The 15,442-nt window shown below is 53.9% G+C and carries 11 protein-coding genes; 3 read left to right on the forward strand and 8 right to left on the reverse strand.

Annotated elements, in window-relative coordinates; genetic code table 11:
* Positions 1 to 6 precede the first annotated feature (6 nt).
* The 4 genes from OES20_08265 to OES20_08280 all read right to left on the reverse strand — a co-directional run bounded on the left by OES20_08265 (position 7) and on the right by OES20_08280 (position 5,616).
* Complete coding sequence (locus OES20_08265; GenBank protein ID MDH3634687.1) at positions 7 to 2,670, reverse strand: TRAP transporter large permease subunit; 2,664 nt, start codon at positions 2,668 to 2,670, stop codon at positions 7 to 9.
* A 2-nt stretch (positions 2,671 to 2,672) separates the two neighbouring features.
* Entirely contained in the window at positions 2,673 to 3,719 is a 1,047-nt protein-coding gene (locus OES20_08270; protein MDH3634688.1) for a TRAP transporter small permease subunit, read from the reverse strand.
* 72 nt (positions 3,720 to 3,791) lie between these two features.
* Entirely contained in the window at positions 3,792 to 4,883 is a 1,092-nt protein-coding gene (locus OES20_08275) for a TRAP transporter substrate-binding protein (protein ID MDH3634689.1), read from the reverse strand.
* A gap of 118 nt (positions 4,884 to 5,001) precedes the next feature.
* Positions 5,002 to 5,616 (reverse strand): NERD domain-containing protein, encoded by a 615-nt coding sequence (locus tag OES20_08280; GenBank protein ID MDH3634690.1) that lies wholly within the window; start codon positions 5,614 to 5,616, stop codon positions 5,002 to 5,004.
* A 102-nt stretch (positions 5,617 to 5,718) separates the two neighbouring features.
* Here OES20_08280 and OES20_08285 point away from each other — a divergent pair, with 102 nt between their 5' ends.
* Positions 5,719 to 6,756 carry an MBL fold metallo-hydrolase gene (locus OES20_08285; protein MDH3634691.1) on the forward strand — a complete coding sequence of 346 codons (1,038 nt, stop codon included), beginning with the start codon at positions 5,719 to 5,721 and terminating at the stop codon, positions 6,754 to 6,756.
* Positions 6,757 to 7,003: 247 nt separating this feature from the next.
* Here OES20_08285 and OES20_08290 read toward each other — a convergent pair whose 3' ends face one another.
* The 4 genes from OES20_08290 to OES20_08305 are packed head-to-tail and all read right to left on the reverse strand — an operon-like array spanning position 7,004 to position 11,336.
* On the reverse strand, positions 7,004 to 8,110 hold the full coding sequence (locus OES20_08290; protein MDH3634692.1) for a class I SAM-dependent methyltransferase: 1,107 nt from the start codon (positions 8,108 to 8,110) through the stop codon (positions 7,004 to 7,006).
* A 27-nt stretch (positions 8,111 to 8,137) separates the two neighbouring features.
* Entirely contained in the window at positions 8,138 to 9,277 is a 1,140-nt protein-coding gene (lpxB, locus tag OES20_08295; GenBank protein ID MDH3634693.1) for a lipid-A-disaccharide synthase, read from the reverse strand.
* Positions 9,277 to 10,365, reverse strand: coding sequence for a DegT/DnrJ/EryC1/StrS family aminotransferase (locus OES20_08300; GenBank protein ID MDH3634694.1), 1,089 nt, complete (start codon positions 10,363 to 10,365; stop codon positions 9,277 to 9,279). Before OES20_08300 ends, lpxB begins: the two co-directional genes overlap by 1 nt.
* Positions 10,362 to 11,336 (reverse strand): Gfo/Idh/MocA family oxidoreductase, encoded by a 975-nt coding sequence (locus OES20_08305; protein MDH3634695.1) that lies wholly within the window; start codon positions 11,334 to 11,336, stop codon positions 10,362 to 10,364. The genes OES20_08300 and OES20_08305 overlap by 4 nt, the downstream gene beginning before the upstream one ends.
* 5 nt (positions 11,337 to 11,341) lie before the next feature.
* On the opposite strand from OES20_08305, the gene rnhB reads away from it, so the two are divergent.
* Both rnhB and dnaE read left to right on the forward strand, forming a co-directional pair.
* The gene (gene rnhB, locus OES20_08310) at positions 11,342 to 11,923 is read left to right on the forward strand and encodes a ribonuclease HII (protein ID MDH3634696.1); all 582 of its coding nucleotides are present in this window, start codon (positions 11,342 to 11,344) and stop codon (positions 11,921 to 11,923) included.
* Positions 11,924 to 15,403: a DNA polymerase III subunit alpha gene (dnaE, locus tag OES20_08315; GenBank protein ID MDH3634697.1), complete on the forward strand. Its 3,480-nt coding sequence runs from the start codon at positions 11,924 to 11,926 to the stop codon at positions 15,401 to 15,403.
* The last annotated feature ends 39 nt before the right edge of the window (positions 15,404 to 15,442 follow it).

The raw sequence follows: 15,442 nt of genomic DNA on the forward strand, positions 1-15,442 counted from the left end.
CTGGGATTAGAAGTGAAGTGAGAGGTCTTTATGAACGGCAAGACAGCTTGCGATCGATTCCGCCTGCTCGGAAGTCAGGCGTTCCTGCATGCGCATACCGATGGTGCTAGCAATAGCCTGGTCGTATTCGTCGAGGTCGTCTGCGAGCTCGTCGGCTGCACGCTGGTGCCATTCAACTTCGGATTGTAGAATCTCTGCGGCAAGCATTACCTGGCCGATCGCCTTGTCCTTGTCGGGGGTGGTGCCGCGCAGTGCCCGCTTGGCGCGTGACAGCTTGGACTTGATGCGGTGGGTCTCGGTGAGCTTGTCGACTTCGAGTTCCAGTATCTTTATCGCCTCCAGGCCGTCTTCGGGCGCCTGCTCCCGGATTAACGACAGCAGTGGATCAAACTCCTGCTGCAGGACCGCGAGTTTATCGGTTTCACCGATCATTTTCCGCATTGTGACAATCATGTCATAGCTTTCATCGACGTTTTGTCGATAGGTTCGGCGGGCCTTTGTTTCCGCTTTGGCCAGCGCGTCAAACCTGGCGCGTGCATCCTGCCAATTGTCAGGAATGCTTGCCTGCAGCGTTTTACTTTCGGACTCAATCCTTGCGATATCCGCAAGGATTTTTTTAATGCGCTTTTCGTCGACCGGTTCGGTAAATGCAACACGCTGTCGCTGCTGCTCTAGTTCATCGATTTCCTTTTTCAACTTGCGAACCTCTCTCTGAATCTGCCGAACCTCGACGTGCAAAGGCCTGTAGCCAGGTGAATAATCCTCGAGTGCTTTTTTGGTGGCGCGGATCTCTTCGATCATTGCAAACGCGGCACCCGCCTGTTTATAGCTTTCATTCAATCGCTCCTGGTACTCATCGGGCAGGTAAGACAGGCTGGCCGTGCTGATCCGTTCGATGCTCGATTCAATGGTACTGCGGTTATTGTCATACTCGACAAACAGGTAATTCTCAAGGCATTCCTGTAGCTTCGGATTACTGGGCGGCGGCGCGGTCTCCGAGACCAGGTGGGTCTTGTTCGGCAGGTAGTTGACCAGGCCCGGGAAGGCACCGGCAATTGCCAGGCCGGCGAGCTGCAATACGATAAACGCAGCTGCACCTTTATAGATTTGCAGGGTACGTACATCCCTGGGCGCAACCCCGCGCAGGTAAAACAGCGAGAACCCGAACGGGGGTGTCAGAAACGACGTCTGGATATTCAATCCCACCATGACACCAAACCAGACCGCAGTGACATTGGCACCGGGGTCGGCCAGCAGAATCGGGGCCACGATCGGTACCACGACTACGGCAATTTCCAGGAAGTCGAGGAAAAATCCGAGAAAAAAGATGACCGCCATAACGACGATAAACTGGGTCCAGAAACCGCCCGGCAGCGCGGTTAAATGCTCCTTAACCAGTTCTTCGCCACCGAATCCGCGAAACGCCGAGGTTAGCATCGCCGCACCGAGCAGGATGATGAACACCATCGACGTTGTCTTCGCGGTATCCATCATGACGCCGTGTAGCGTGTCGTCGATTTTAAAAGCGCGCCAGGTAGCCCAGCCAATGGAACCGATCAGAACCAGGGCGGCAACGGTGGCAAGTGTGACCCCGAAAGCATCGCGTCCGCTTTGAATGTTCTTGATATTCAGATTGAAAAAGTTCAGCAGAATGATGATTACGATCACCGCGCCAATGGCGAGCCCCGCCGGATAATAAGCCCTTTTCTTGCCTTCCATGAGACGGTAACTGCCCATCATCATTGCGCCGATCGCGCCAATCGCGCCGGCCTGGTTGACTGTTGCAACACCAAGGATGATCGAGCCCAGCACGATGAAAATCAACGCCAGTGGTGGTACCAGGGCGAGCAGGACCTTGATGATGAACTTGTGATCATACTTGCCCTCAAAAGGCACGGGCGGTGCGTTATCGGGCTTGACCAGCGCCGATACCAGGATGTACAGCATGTAAAGTCCGACCAGGATCATGCCCGGAATGAATGCGCCCATGAACATGTCGCCGGCGCTTGCGGTTACCACATCGAAGTCGCCCGGCATCGAAAATTCACCGGTGGCCTCTTTATACTCGGACTTACGCGCGGTCGCAGCCTGGTCTGCGGCGCTTGACAACTGGTCGGCAAGGATAATCAATACGATCGATGGCGGAATGATCTGGCCTAGCGTCCCCGAGGCACAGATCGTACCGCAGGCCAGCGACTTGGAATAATTGTTGCGCAACATTGCCGGTAGCGATATCAGGCCCATGGCGATCACCGTGGCACCGACGATTCCGGTTGTCGCGGCAAGCAGGGCACCGACAAACACCACCGAAATTCCGAGTCCCCCCGGGATCGGACCAAACAGCTGCGCCATTGCCACCAGCAAGTCCTCGGCAATGCGCGAACGCTGCAGCATGATGCCCATGAAGATAAACAACGGGATGGCAATCAACGTATCGCGCTCGACCACCCAGTACAGACTTCGGTAATTGGTAACCCCGGCGCTAAGCCACTGGTTGGGCCCGCCGAGTACAAAATAGGCATCGACGCTGCCCTCGAATATCCAGCCGCAAAATGCAGCAATCGCAATCGTCGCGATCGCCGAGCCAGGCAACGCGAACGCCACCGGAAAACCGGAAGTCAGGGCGAATACCATGATCGCAATTAACAGGACGAGGAAGTAGAGTTCCATGATTAGTGGCCATCCCCAGTAACTGCAGTTTTATCGCCCGAGATGAGCTGGTAATAGGTCAGGTACTCTTCATCTTTGCCGCGACCCTGTAACTGGTTGACGTTGTAAAGCAGGTAACTGACGAACTGGATCAGCATCGTAACCGAAAATATAATCAGGAAACCTGCCATGATGTACTTGACGTACATGCCGTAGCCGCTCTGGGATACCTCGAAGCTGAGCAGCGGGCTGTTGATACTGTTACCGCGGCCACCCATGCCCTGCATCAGTATGACCCAGCAAATTGGCATGCCCAGAAACAGGCAGCCAACGGAATCGTATAACGCTTTCTTGCGGCGGGTAAATCCGGTATAGAGCACGTCGACGCGCACGTGACCTTCCTCGACCAGCGTATGGGCGCTGGCGAATAAAAACAACCCGGCGTACCAGAAGCGAACCACGTCACCCATGTAAGCTTGCTCGTAGGAGAATACGAAGCGCGTGATAACTATCAGGAACTCCGCCAGCACGCACATTAGTGCCAGCCAGGTGAAGCTGATGTGACGCAGCCAGGCAGCCACGAAAAGCGAGATCACGATTAACGGATAATGAACATAGGTACCACGAAATATGGGTCGTCCCAACTGCTGGGTAAGCCATTCGCCGACAAGCGGTTCAAGAATGTTTTCAACACGCAGGAGCGAAATTAGCATGTCGACCGAGCCGACCAGCGTAACAGACCAGAATGCGAATCGAACAATGTAGGCGGAAAGTCGGGCAAAGCGGATACTTTCCTGCTCGAGCGTACGCGTCGTGGTTTTAAACACGTAAGCAATACTGGACAGCAATACCAGCGGGTAAACGATCAACTGGGTCCAGCCCTGGCTGATTTTTGATTCATCGAGTTCTTCGACTTCCTGTCCGAACCAGCCATAGTGCAGGGATAGTGCGTAAGGCCCTGGCATTTCCTGCCAGAACACCAGGTAATTGTTTATCAGGTACAGAAATACGCCACTGATCATTGCGTAGGCAAAAGCCCGCGCCATCTGCGGCAGGTTCTGCTTAATCATCGATTGGCAAAATCACGGCAGCAAGTAAACGGAGTCCGGGGACTCCGTTTATATTTTATAAATGAATAGCTGCTACAGGCCGAGTACGCGGTTACGTTGTGCCACATAGGCCTGATCCGATATCTTGGCCCAGGCACCGACCTCGTTACGCGACTTGAGGAAGCTCTGGTGGATTTTCTTTGCCATCGCACTGTGCTGTTCGACCTCGGCAAAGACTTCATCGGCAGCATCACCGAAACTGTCGTAAATGTCGTCGCTGAAGCTTTTCAGTTTGACGCCCTGATCGGAAATGAGGCTGGCGAGCGAGGCGCCATTCTTGGCATTGTACTCGGACATCATGATTGAATTTTCCATTTCGGCAGCAACCGTTACTATCAACTGATCTGTCTTGCTCAAACCGTCCCAGAACTTTTTGTTAATGCCAAGGGAAAGCTGTGCGGCTGGCTCATGCATGCCCGGGTAATAATAGTACTTGGCGGCTTCGTAGAATTTCATGAAGCTATCGTTCCAGGGTCCTACCCATTCGGTTGCATCGATCGCACCGGACACCAGGTTTTCATAAATCTGGCCACCCGGCAAAGATACCGGGGAGGCTCCCAGCTTGGCGAGAACGTCACCACCGAGACCCGGGATACGCATTTTCAGGCCTTTGAAATCAGCGGCAGAGCGCATTTCCTTGCGGAACCAGCCGCCCATTTGCACACCCGTATTGCCGCAGGGCAGGCACTTAAGACCGTAGCCGGCTGCGAGCTCATCCCACAACGCCTGTCCGCCACCCCATTGAATCCAGGAATTAATCTCGGTGTAAGTCATACCGAAGGGTACTGCGGTAAAGTAAGCCCAACCGGGGTGCTTGCCTTTCCAGTAGTAATCGGCAGCGTGGTACATTTGTGCGTTGCCCGAGGCGACCTCGTCGAAAGAGTCGAAAGGTTTTACCCGTTCACCACCGGCAAAGTAGTTGACCTTGATGCGGCCATCGGTCATTGCGGTTAAACGTTCGGCAAATCGTTGCGCACCCGTTCCCAATCCCGGGAAGTCACGTGGCCAGGTTGATACCATGGTTACTTCGATTTGTTTGGCAGCAATTGCAGGTGCTGAGACCGCGGTTGCTCCGGTTGCGATAGCGGCGGCAACGCCACCTTTGAGTACATCACGACGTTTCATTTTAATGCTCTCCGTTGTTTTGGTCTTTGTCTGAAATAATTGTTCTTAGTGGATAGGCAGCTGGGAAGCCGGTTCCATCGCTACAACGCAGTCATTCTGGGACTTCTACCCCGACATTTCAAGTTTTTAGGCTGATATGCACACCGGGGACAGCCTGCTTCTGGTGTGCTTTGAGCAACTCCCAGGCTGCCTTGATCTCGGGATTTACGGTATCGTAGTCAGCGGCATAAAATCGTTCCGGGATATTTCCCTGTTGCAGCACTCGCTCAGGATGATCCTTGGGAAATTCTGCACCCTCATTGAAGAACAGGAATCCTTCCAGAGGCACATTGCCGATGATTAGCCTTAGCGAGGTCAGTTGATTTTCCAGTTCAAACAGCGGATTTGTGAATTTAAAGCTTTTCTGGCCGACTAGCTGGGTCCATTCTGAAATATTTTCGGCGCAATAGATGTTGCCCTCATAAAGCTTGTAAGAGATCAAAAGGATTGAATCATGGATCAACGCCAGGCGATCGATATTGAAGTACCCATCAATCCCGTCGGAACAGAGCAGGTTGCGAATTTGATCGCAGCCGATCTTGCTCAGCCTGCGCTGGATTCGCCATTCCCTGATTTTTGCCAGCAAGCGTTTACGATTGATGAGTAGCACCAGCACGATCGCGAGCCCTGCGATCACCAGGGCGGTGATCTCGGATTCCAGGTTCAGCTGGTTAACAAATTCATCTAGCTTCATGAGCGGGACTAATAAACCGGGCCGCCCACAATGCCATCGCCGATTGCTATCGTCAATTGTAAAAATTACACTAGTCGGAGTTGATTGCCGAGCCTGCCCTGGATGACAGCACCCCACATCACCGTTAAACAGCTGTTCGATCGTGAAAGCTGTACCTACACCTACCTGTTGATCGATTCTGATACACGCGAGGGAGCCATTATCGACGCTGTGCTCGAAACCTTTGATCGCGATATGCAGATTATCAATGAGCTTGGCGTGGAATTACTCTACGCGATCGAGACGCACGCCCATGCGGATCACATTACCTCGGCCGGGAAAATCCGCGAGCTGACGGGTGCAAAACTCGTTTACGGCGAAAGCTCGGGTATCGAGGCGATCGATATTCCCCTCAAGGATGGCGACAGCATAACGCTCGGGCATTACCAGATCACGGCGATCTCGACGCCCGGCCATACCAATGGATGCACCAGCTACTTCTGTGACGGCCTGCTGTTTAGCGGGGACACGCTGTTGATCCGGGGTTGCGGGCGTACCGATTTCCAGTTTGGTGATCCCGGCATGCTCTACGACAGTATCACGCAAAAATTATTCGTCCTTAGCGACGACACTATTGTCTATCCCGCGCATGATTACAATGGTCGAACCGCGTCAACAATCGGCGAGGAAAAAACCTGGAACCCGAGACTTGGCGGCAATCGTCCGCGCCAGGAGTTCGTCGATTTAATGAATAACCTGAACCTGGACATGCCGAAAAGAATCAACGAGGCAGTCCCGGCAAACATGAGCGTCGGTATCAACTTCGACCCCAATCGCTACCTGCTGCGCGATTTCGATATGAACGATTTACACGCGGTCTGGCAGGATTTGCCTGACAAGACACTCGTCATGGACAACCGTACGCCGGAGGAGTTTGCAAAGGGGCATGTACCCGGCAGTCAGAATATTCCGATGGGCACCGAAAATGCTCATGTCGATGAACTCAGGCAATACGATAAGGTTTATCTCTATTGTCGTTCCGGGCGCCGTGCTCAAACAGCGACAACCAACCTGAATTTCCAGGGACTGAATCATATCGTCTGTATCAGCCACAGCGGCATGCCGGACTGGGAAAAGGCGGGCTACCCGGTCGAAACCTGATCCTTCCTGTTGCTGTGCGACCTGGCAAGAAAAACCGCGTTAAAGATAGATATCTCGTAGCGAATATTAAGTCTGTCATACCGCGGCTTGAACGCGGTATCCAGCGCATATGGCATTGTCCGTTTTCAACTGGATCCCGCGATCAAGTCGCGGGATGACAACTACAGCGTCTCCCGGTACGACAACTACCCTGTTGTGCTGGACGACGCGATATCTCGGTGGTGACGTAACACTTCGGGGTCGACATCTAGGACGTTTTGGAAATTACCGTGTAGGCATGGACATAATCCATACCGTGACCGTCCGGACCATCGCGCACGATGTCGTGGTAGGTTCCGTAGTAGTCCTCGATCAGTTGTCGTCGCTCATCGATAGGACGATCCCCGGATAAGCCGTTGAAGAAGATGCTTTCGTTCCAGCTACGAATTGTGGGGATGTACTCTTCGGCAAAGCGAGCAGCATCACCATGTTGCGCGAACGATTCGGCGAAAGGACACTTGACGATGCGGGTATCGATATGCTCGAGTCGCAATCCCGCCTGGTAGACTGGATCATCCTGATTCTGCAGGGGTGCGCTGAATTCCTCGACCGTATTGTAATATTGCGGCAGGGTCATGTTTTCGTATTCCGCGCGCGTTATGCGACCCTGTTCGAGTAAGTCCTGCCAGATACGGTTGAACTGGTTGAACATATTGATCCCGCCGGTATTACCGAGATAGCGCCCCTGTTCGTCCTGCGCAAAGTTGATCAGCACCAGCTTACCACCGGGTTTTAGTTCGCGTGCCCGGTGCAGCAGGATCTGGCGCCAGTCACCGCGGGCCTGGGCACGAAACGCTTCGAGCTCTTCGCCTTTGGCACCGACCGCCTGGACGTGGTTAGAAATATTGCAAACCTTGGCGCTTAACCAGTGCATCGCGGTAGCCGAGAAACCGATATCCAGCGTGCCGGCCGGAATGATCTGTTTATAAAAAGTGGTGCCCGAAATCAGCGGAAAAATGTTATCACGACGATCCAGGTAGGTATCGAAGGGACCCAGGCCATAGACATTGGCAATCAACGCGTTGAAGTCATTACGAGGCTGATCGGAGTAGACGATGGATATCGGAGCGTCCGGAACGCGCGCCGAGACGGCATCGATGACACTCCCGATCATCGACAGGGAAGTACCGGCATCGGCGGTCCCCATGTCGGAGAACGTGAAGCCTGTCGCAATCGATTCCTGTGACAGGCTGTTGATCGCGTCAACCACCATCGGCGTGGCTGCATCGATAACGTGTTTTGCGCCTACGGTAGCAAGTGAATAAATCCCGCCACCGCTCATGGTTATACCTTCTGAATGCCCTCGATTGGCCATTGCTCCTCCTACTGATTGCCAGGTTGTTTACTGATCCAGCAATGATAATGTCAATTGTGCCATATTACGCGCACCATCTCCGGCACCAAGATTTTCGCGCACCCGCTTAAGCCCGGTTTTGACCTGCTCGCGGTATTCCTGGTTTTCGAGAAGCTCAAACAGTTCACGGCTAATCGCTTCGGGAATGGCATCGCGCTGCAAAAATTCTTTGACGACAGCCTCGCCGGCGACAATGTTAGCCAGGCCTATGTGCGGTATCGTGATCAGGCGGTTCATGATCGAGTAAGAAAACCATGACATCTTGTAGAGAATGCACATTGGTACATTAAGTAGCGCTATTTCGAGCGTCACGGTTCCCGAGCAGGTAGCGATGACATCGCAACATGAAATCACATCGTAGATATCGTCCTGGCTGATAATGATATCGAGACCGCTGCCTTCAGATTGGCGCCTGATCTCGTCAATGTCCAGGCCAGATGCCACGGGTAACAGGAACCTGAGTTCGGGGGCACGCTTTTGCATATGTTGCGCAGTCGCCAGCACCAGGGGTAACAGGCGTACAATTTCACTGTGGCGACTACCGGGAAACAGGCCGACAACCCTGTCATCAGGAGAAATTCCGAGCCGTGCGCGAACTTTCTGTACATCGATGTCGTCCTTTACCCGGTCGACCAGCGGGTGACCGACGAAACTGACCGGGATACCGGCCGACTCGTAGTACTGCTGTTCGAACTTGAAGATCACCGCCATGTGATCGATCAGGCTGCCGATCTTGTGGATGCGTTTTGGTCGCCAGGCCCAGACCTGCGGGCTGATATAAAACAAAACCTTGATACCGAGCTCACGTGCATGGCGCGCCATCTTCAGGTTGAACTCGGGATAGTCGACCAGAATCAACAGGTCGGGGCGGGTCTGATCAAGCTGATCCTTGACGATCCGCATTGCGCGCTTGATATCACCCCAGTGGCGCAACACTTCGACCAGCCCAACGACCGCAATGATCGATGAGTCGAAAAACACATCAACCCCGGCCTTGCGCATCGCTTCGCCGCCCATTCCGCTTAGAATCAACCCGGGTTGTTCGAGTTGCAGTTGTTCAGCGAACTCGGCCGCGTGTGCGTCACCGGATGTTTCGCCGGCAAGAATCATGATATGAGCCTGCTTCATCAGGCAGTCAGCAGGGCCTCGCAAACGGTGTCGATCTGCTGCGCGGTCATTTCCGGAAATATCGGAAACGAAAGGCAACGTTCTGCAGTCGCTTCGGTAACTGGTAATTGCGGTCGCTCTGAATCCTGGAAGGCTTGCTGCTGATGTAACGGGATCGGGTAGTAGACCGCACAGGCAATATCCTGCGCCAGGATCGTTTCGCGTAGCGCGTCGCGTCCGTCGCAAAGCAGGGTGTACTGGTGAAAGACATGATCCCGGTCGTCCGGAATCCAGGGCGTCGTGAAACGACTGTCGGCAAGCCGCTGGTTGTAGCTCATGGCCACTTCCAGGCGTCGCTGGTTGTAGTCATCGATATGTTTCAACTTGATTCGTAGAATAACGGCCTGAAGTTCGTCGAGGCGACTGTTGAAGCCGACAACGTCATGATGATACTGCTTGCTGCTGCCATGATTGCGCAGCATTCTAACCCGCGCGGCGATGCCGTCATCATTCGTGGTCACCATGCCGCCGTCGCCATAACAGCCCAGGTTTTTACTGGGAAAAAAACTGAAAGCTCCAGCGGCACCAATACCACCGGTAGTATTGCCCTGGTAGCGGCTGCCGAAGGATTGTGCGCAATCCTCGATTATCTTTAATCCGAATTCATCGGCAAGCGCCTGAATTTCGTTCATATCGGCAGGTTGCCCGAACAGGTGCACGGGCAGGATAGCACTGGTTTTATCGGTTATGGCAGCCCTGATTCGGTCGGGATCGATATTAAGGCTGTGTGGCTGTATATCGACAAAAACGGGTATCGCCCCGATGTAGCGAATAGCTTCCGCGGTCGCGATAAAGGTGAAAGCAGTGGTGATCACTTCATCGCCCGGTTGAATACCGGCGGCAAGCAATGCCAGGTGCAGTGCGTCGGTACCGTTGGCACAGCTAATTGCGTGCTTGACACCAAGGTATTCTGCTGCCTCCTGGTCAAAGGCCTGCACGTTCGGACCCAGGATAAATCGGGTTTCTGCTAGCGCTTGCAGGATTCCGCTGTCGATTTCAGCTTTTAGTGTTTCGTACTGACCCTTCAGGTCGACCATCGGTATGTTCATATTGATCCTGTTATTTGTGAAGTTATCGCAATGGCGGTTTCAAGTGCGCGTTTACCGTCCTCACCGTTGACCTTCGGTCGCCCACCCGTTTTTATCGCCCGGATAAAATCGAGAACTTCGAGGTTGAGCGCGTCATTGTCTTCGAAATGATGTTCGCGATGGGTGATTTCCTTGAAGCCTTCGTCGTTATCGGTTTCTCCCTTGCGGTTCACCGCGAGTAACTTGTCCTGGAAATCTGCTGACAGGTATGCATCTTTCTGAAAAATTCGCAGCTTTCGTTCGCGCTTGCGGCTGATGCGACTGGCGGTTACGTTGGCGACGCAACCATTTTCAAATTCGATGCGTGCGTTGGCAATGTCAATCGTGTCAGATAGCACCGATATCCCGCTCGCCGATATGCGTATGATCGGGGATTCGATAAGATCAAGTATGATATCGATGTCGTGGATCATCAAATCGAGTACGACGCTGACGTCGGTCGCACGCGTGGTAAACGGCGCCAGCCTGGTCGATTCAATAAAGCGGGGTTCATCGAGACGGGTTTCGATTCCGATCATGACGCTATTAAACCGTTCGATGTGCCCGACCTGCAATACCAGATCGTGCTCACGGGCAATTCCGATCAGGGTTTTGGCCTCGTCAACGGTCTCGGTGATCGGTTTTTCGATCAAACAGTGAATTCCTGCTTCCAGAAACTCGCGCGCAATTTTATAATGCAGGCTGGTTGGCACCACCAGGCTGATCGCATCGACCAGCGGAATGATATCGCGATAATTGGAGCAAGCCTCAACACCATGTTTCTGCGCGACTTCCCGGGCATTGGCAACATTGCTATCCACCACTGCAACCAGTTCACAATCGGGTGCCGCGGCGTACTTGTCAGCATGCCATTTGCCGAGGTGGCCAACACCAACCACAGCAACCTTGAGTAATTGAGACATAGTGTCAAAGGTAAATTTCGAACGGCGCATTATATATGCATGAAAATCCAATTGCGACGCTTGTCGCGGGCGTGGACGAAGCGGGACGCGGGCCGTTGGCTGGATCGGTCGTTGCGGCAGCGGTTATACTCGATGCCGGCTTTCCGATAGCCGGTTTAACCGATTCCAAGAAATTATCGGCAACACGTCGCCAGGCTCTCGAAACAGAGATTAAACAGAACGCGAAGGCCTGGTCAGTTGCCGAAGCCAGCCATGATGAAGTCGATGCAATGAATATACTGCAGGCGAGCCTGCTGGCAATGAAGCGAGCGCTGTTAGGCCTGAACCTGGTGCCCGGGCTGGTGCTGGTCGATGGTAATCGTCTACCCAGCCTGGGGAATTACCGGATGCGAGCAATTATCAAAGGTGATCTCTACGAGCCCTGTATTTCTGCTGCATCGATCCTGGCCAAGCAATATCGCGATCGGCAAATGCTGGAACTCGACCGCCTGTATCCCGAGTACAGGTTTGCGCAGCATAAGGGCTATCCGACCGCACTGCATCGAGAGCTGCTAGCACAGCATGGAGTATCTCCGGTGCATCGTCGCAGTTTTAAACCGGTCAGGGATTTGCTCTAGATGAGTAACCGTTTTGTTCACCTGCACCTGCACAGCGAGTACTCGCTTCAGGACAGTACCGTCAGGTTGAAACCACTGATGCAGCAGGTGCGCGACCGCGGCATGGGTGCCGTTGCTTTAACCGATTTGAATAACATGTTTGCGGTCGTAAAACACTTTCGGGCAGCGACTGCGATGGGGGTAAAACCCATATTCGGTGTCGATGTATGGGTGCATCACCCTGAGCACAACGAATCCTTGAGTCGCCTCGTGTTGCTATGTCAGAACGACCAGGGTTATTTGAACCTCAAAAAACTGATCTCACGAGCCTACCTGGAAGGGCAAACTGCTGACCGCGCAACTATCGAGATCGATTGGTTGCGTGCGAATAATGAAGGATTAATAGCGCTGTCGGCTTGCCTGGAGGGTGATATCGGAATGGCCCTCAGGATGCAGAATACCGAATTGGCGGAATCCTGCCTGCAGCAATGGATCGAGGTTTTTGGTAACCGGTTTTTCCTGGAACTGCAGCGTACCGGTCGCGCGCATGAGGAGGTTTATATCAGCCAGGCGGTTGCCTGGTCACACAGGCTGCAGGTACCCGTGGTGGCTACCAACGACGTTCGTTTCATCGACGCGGATGACTTCGAATCACACGAGGTCAGGGTTTGTATCTGCACCGGATTTACGCTGGAGGACGAACGTCGACCGAGGCTTTATTCACCCGGGCAATACCTGCGTTCGGCCGATGAAATGATCGAGCTCTTTGCTGATATACCAGAGGCCATCCAGAATTCCGTGGCGATTGCGAATGCCTGTAACCTGCGGCTCGAGCTCGGCCAGGCGTTCCTGCCCGAATACAAGGTGCCCGAGCAATATACGACGGATAGTTATTTCCGTCATGTCTCCGAGCAGGGCCTCGAGCGCCGACTTCAATTTTTACAGGATCAACTTGCAGCAGGCGAACCGCTCGATCGACAACCTTATGATCAGCGCCTCAAGACCGAACTCGACGTCATCATTGAAATGGGTTACCCGGGTTACTTCCTGATCGTCATGGACTTCATCGACTGGGCCAAGAATCACGCGATACCGGTCGGTCCTGGCCGCGGCTCGGGCGCGGGTTCGCTGGTGGCCTATGCCCTGAATATAACCGACCTGGATCCACTGCAATATGATTTGCTGTTCGAGCGCTTTCTTAATCCGGAACGGGTGTCGATGCCAGACTTTGATATCGATTTCTGCATGGACCGACGCGACGAGGTTATTGAATACGTCGCCGGGCGCTACGGAAAAGACCAGGTTTCACAAATCATCACCTATGGCAGCATGGCGGCGAAAGCAGTGATCAGGGATGTCGGCCGGGTCATGTCGCATCCCTATGGATTCGTCGATCGTATTGCCAAGCTGGTGCCGTTTGAGGTCGGTATCACGCTCGACAAGGCACTGGAGCAGGAAGAGGCATTGCTCGAGCTTTACCGGCAGGATGAAGAAGTCACGATGCTGATCGATATGGCACGTTCGCTCGAAGGGCTTACCCGCAACGTCGGTAAGCATGCCGGTGGTGTCGTGATTTCACCCAGCGAACTGACCGACTTTACCCCGCTTTATTGTGAGTCCGGTGGCTCAGGCCTGGTCTCTCAATATGACAAAGACGATGTCGAGGCGGTGGGTCTGGTCAAGTTTGATTTTCTCGGTTTGCGCACGCTGACCATAATCGACTGGGCAGTGCGTTCCATTAATGAAAAGAATAGCGACGATAAACTCGAAATCGAGCGCATCCCGTTGGACGATCCGGATACTTTCAAATTATTACAGGCATACCAGACCACGGCGGTGTTTCAGCTCGAATCGCGCGGCATGAAAGATTTGATCCGGCGCCTTCAACCCGACAGCTTCGAGGATATTATTGCTTTGGTGGCGCTGTTTAGACCGGGCCCGCTGCAGTCGGGCATGGTCGACGATTTCATCGACCGTAAACATGGCCGTTCCCGGGTCGAGTATCCCCACCCGGCCCTCGAGACCATCCTGAAACCTACCTACGGTGTCATTCTCTACCAGGAACAGGTCATGCAGATTGCCCAGGTGCTTGCCGGTTACACGCTGGGCGGTGCCGATATGTTACGCCGCGCGATGGGCAAGAAGAAACCCGAGGAAATGCAGCAACAGCGCGCCATATTCACCGAGGGCGCGCTCGCCAACGAGGTTAAGGCCTCGACCGCTACCTATATTTTTGACCTGATGGAAAAGTTTGCCGGCTATGGTTTCAACAAGTCTCACTCGGCCGGCTACGCGCTGGTTTCTTATCAAACGGCGTGGTTGAAAACCCATTACCCGGCTGAATTTATGGCCGCGGTACTTTCTGCCGACATGGATAATACCGACAAGATCGTGACCCTGATCGACGATTGCCGCAACCTCGGGCTCGAAATCCGCCCGCCCGATATCAACCGCTCGGTTTATCAGTTTATCTCGGACGAGGCGGGTGCAGTCTATTATGGCCTCGGTGCCATCAAGGGTGTGGGGCGAGCGGCGATCGAAAGTATTATCGAAACCCGCAGCGGCCAGCCATACCGTTCTCTGGATGACTTCTGCAAGCGAGTCGATTCCGCGAGATCTGGCCGCAAGCTGCTGGAGGCGCTGATAAAGGGCGGCGCAATGGATTGTTTCAGCGAAAACCGGGCGGCTTTGATGGCGCATCTTCCCTACGCACTGCAGGCGGCTGAACAACAACAACACAATCTCAATGCCGGTATCAGTGACATGTTTGACAGTATTGCACCGGTGGCTGACGAAGAACCTGTATTGCCGGAATGTGAGGCCTGGGACGAAAAGCAGCGTCTTACCCTGGAAAAAGAAGCGCTCGGCCTGTTTCTGACCGGGCATCCGCTGGAAATGGTCGAGGCCGAAATAAGGCAATTTGCGCCAACCCGGCTGAGTCAGTGGCTGGAGCGCCTCGACAGCGGCGGTAACGGCGAAAGGTTTCGGCACAAAGAGCAGGATGCCAGGGTTTGCGGGCTGGTTGTCGATATCCGCATGCGTAACAGTTTCAGAGGCCGCGAGGCGTTCGTCACGCTGGATGATCGCAGCGGACGCGTCGATGTGCGCGTGGTTCCCGACATGCTGGCACAAATCGAAACGATTGTGCAGAAAGACCTGGTCTGGGTAGTCGATGGCGGTATTGCCTATGACGATTTCAATAACGGTATCAAGCTGCGGGCTTCCCGGATTCAACTGCTTGATGACTTCCGTGCCGAGCATGCGCGCGCCCTGCACATCACGCTCAATGGCCATGGCGAACAGGAGGTCGATGCGATCATCAGCGTGCTGGATAAACACAAATCGGCTGACGCGTTACCGGTCGTATTTCATATGCGTCGCGAAGACTACGCTTACCAGCTGCGTACCAACGGCGGCTGGTCGTTAAAGCCCGATGAGCAGTGCCTGCTCGCGCTGCAGCGATGCCTTGATGCATCGGAATTTTATTTCGAGTACCGCTAGTCCTCAGCCTGTCATCGACCCGCACCCCGGCCGGAGAGC

This window comes from Gammaproteobacteria bacterium, from assembly GCA_029862005.1.
Lineage (GTDB): Bacteria > Pseudomonadota > Gammaproteobacteria.

What these genes read in the sequence shown, in the direction of transcription:
- OES20_08280 (MDH3634690.1), bottom strand. Translation starts at nt 5,616, where the DNA reads ATGAAGCTAGATGAATTTGTTAACCAGCTGAACCTGGAATCCGAGATC.
- OES20_08265 (MDH3634687.1), bottom strand. Translation starts at nt 2,670, where the DNA reads ATGGAACTCTACTTCCTCGTCCTGTTAATTGCGATCATGGTATTCGCC.
- rnhB (MDH3634696.1), top strand. Translation starts at nt 11,342, where the DNA reads ATGCATGAAAATCCAATTGCGACGCTTGTCGCGGGCGTGGACGAAGCG.
- dnaE (MDH3634697.1), top strand. Translation starts at nt 11,924, where the DNA reads ATGAGTAACCGTTTTGTTCACCTGCACCTGCACAGCGAGTACTCGCTT.
- OES20_08285 (MDH3634691.1), top strand. Translation starts at nt 5,719, where the DNA reads ATGACAGCACCCCACATCACCGTTAAACAGCTGTTCGATCGTGAAAGC.
- OES20_08300 (MDH3634694.1), bottom strand. Translation starts at nt 10,365, where the DNA reads ATGAACATACCGATGGTCGACCTGAAGGGTCAGTACGAAACACTAAAA.
- OES20_08305 (MDH3634695.1), bottom strand. Translation starts at nt 11,336, where the DNA reads ATGCGCCGTTCGAAATTTACCTTTGACACTATGTCTCAATTACTCAAG.
- OES20_08290 (MDH3634692.1), bottom strand. Translation starts at nt 8,110, where the DNA reads ATGGCCAATCGAGGGCATTCAGAAGGTATAACCATGAGCGGTGGCGGG.
- OES20_08270 (MDH3634688.1), bottom strand. Translation starts at nt 3,719, where the DNA reads ATGATTAAGCAGAACCTGCCGCAGATGGCGCGGGCTTTTGCCTACGCA.
- OES20_08275 (MDH3634689.1), bottom strand. Translation starts at nt 4,883, where the DNA reads ATGAAACGTCGTGATGTACTCAAAGGTGGCGTTGCCGCCGCTATCGCA.
- lpxB (MDH3634693.1), bottom strand. Translation starts at nt 9,277, where the DNA reads ATGAAGCAGGCTCATATCATGATTCTTGCCGGCGAAACATCCGGTGAC.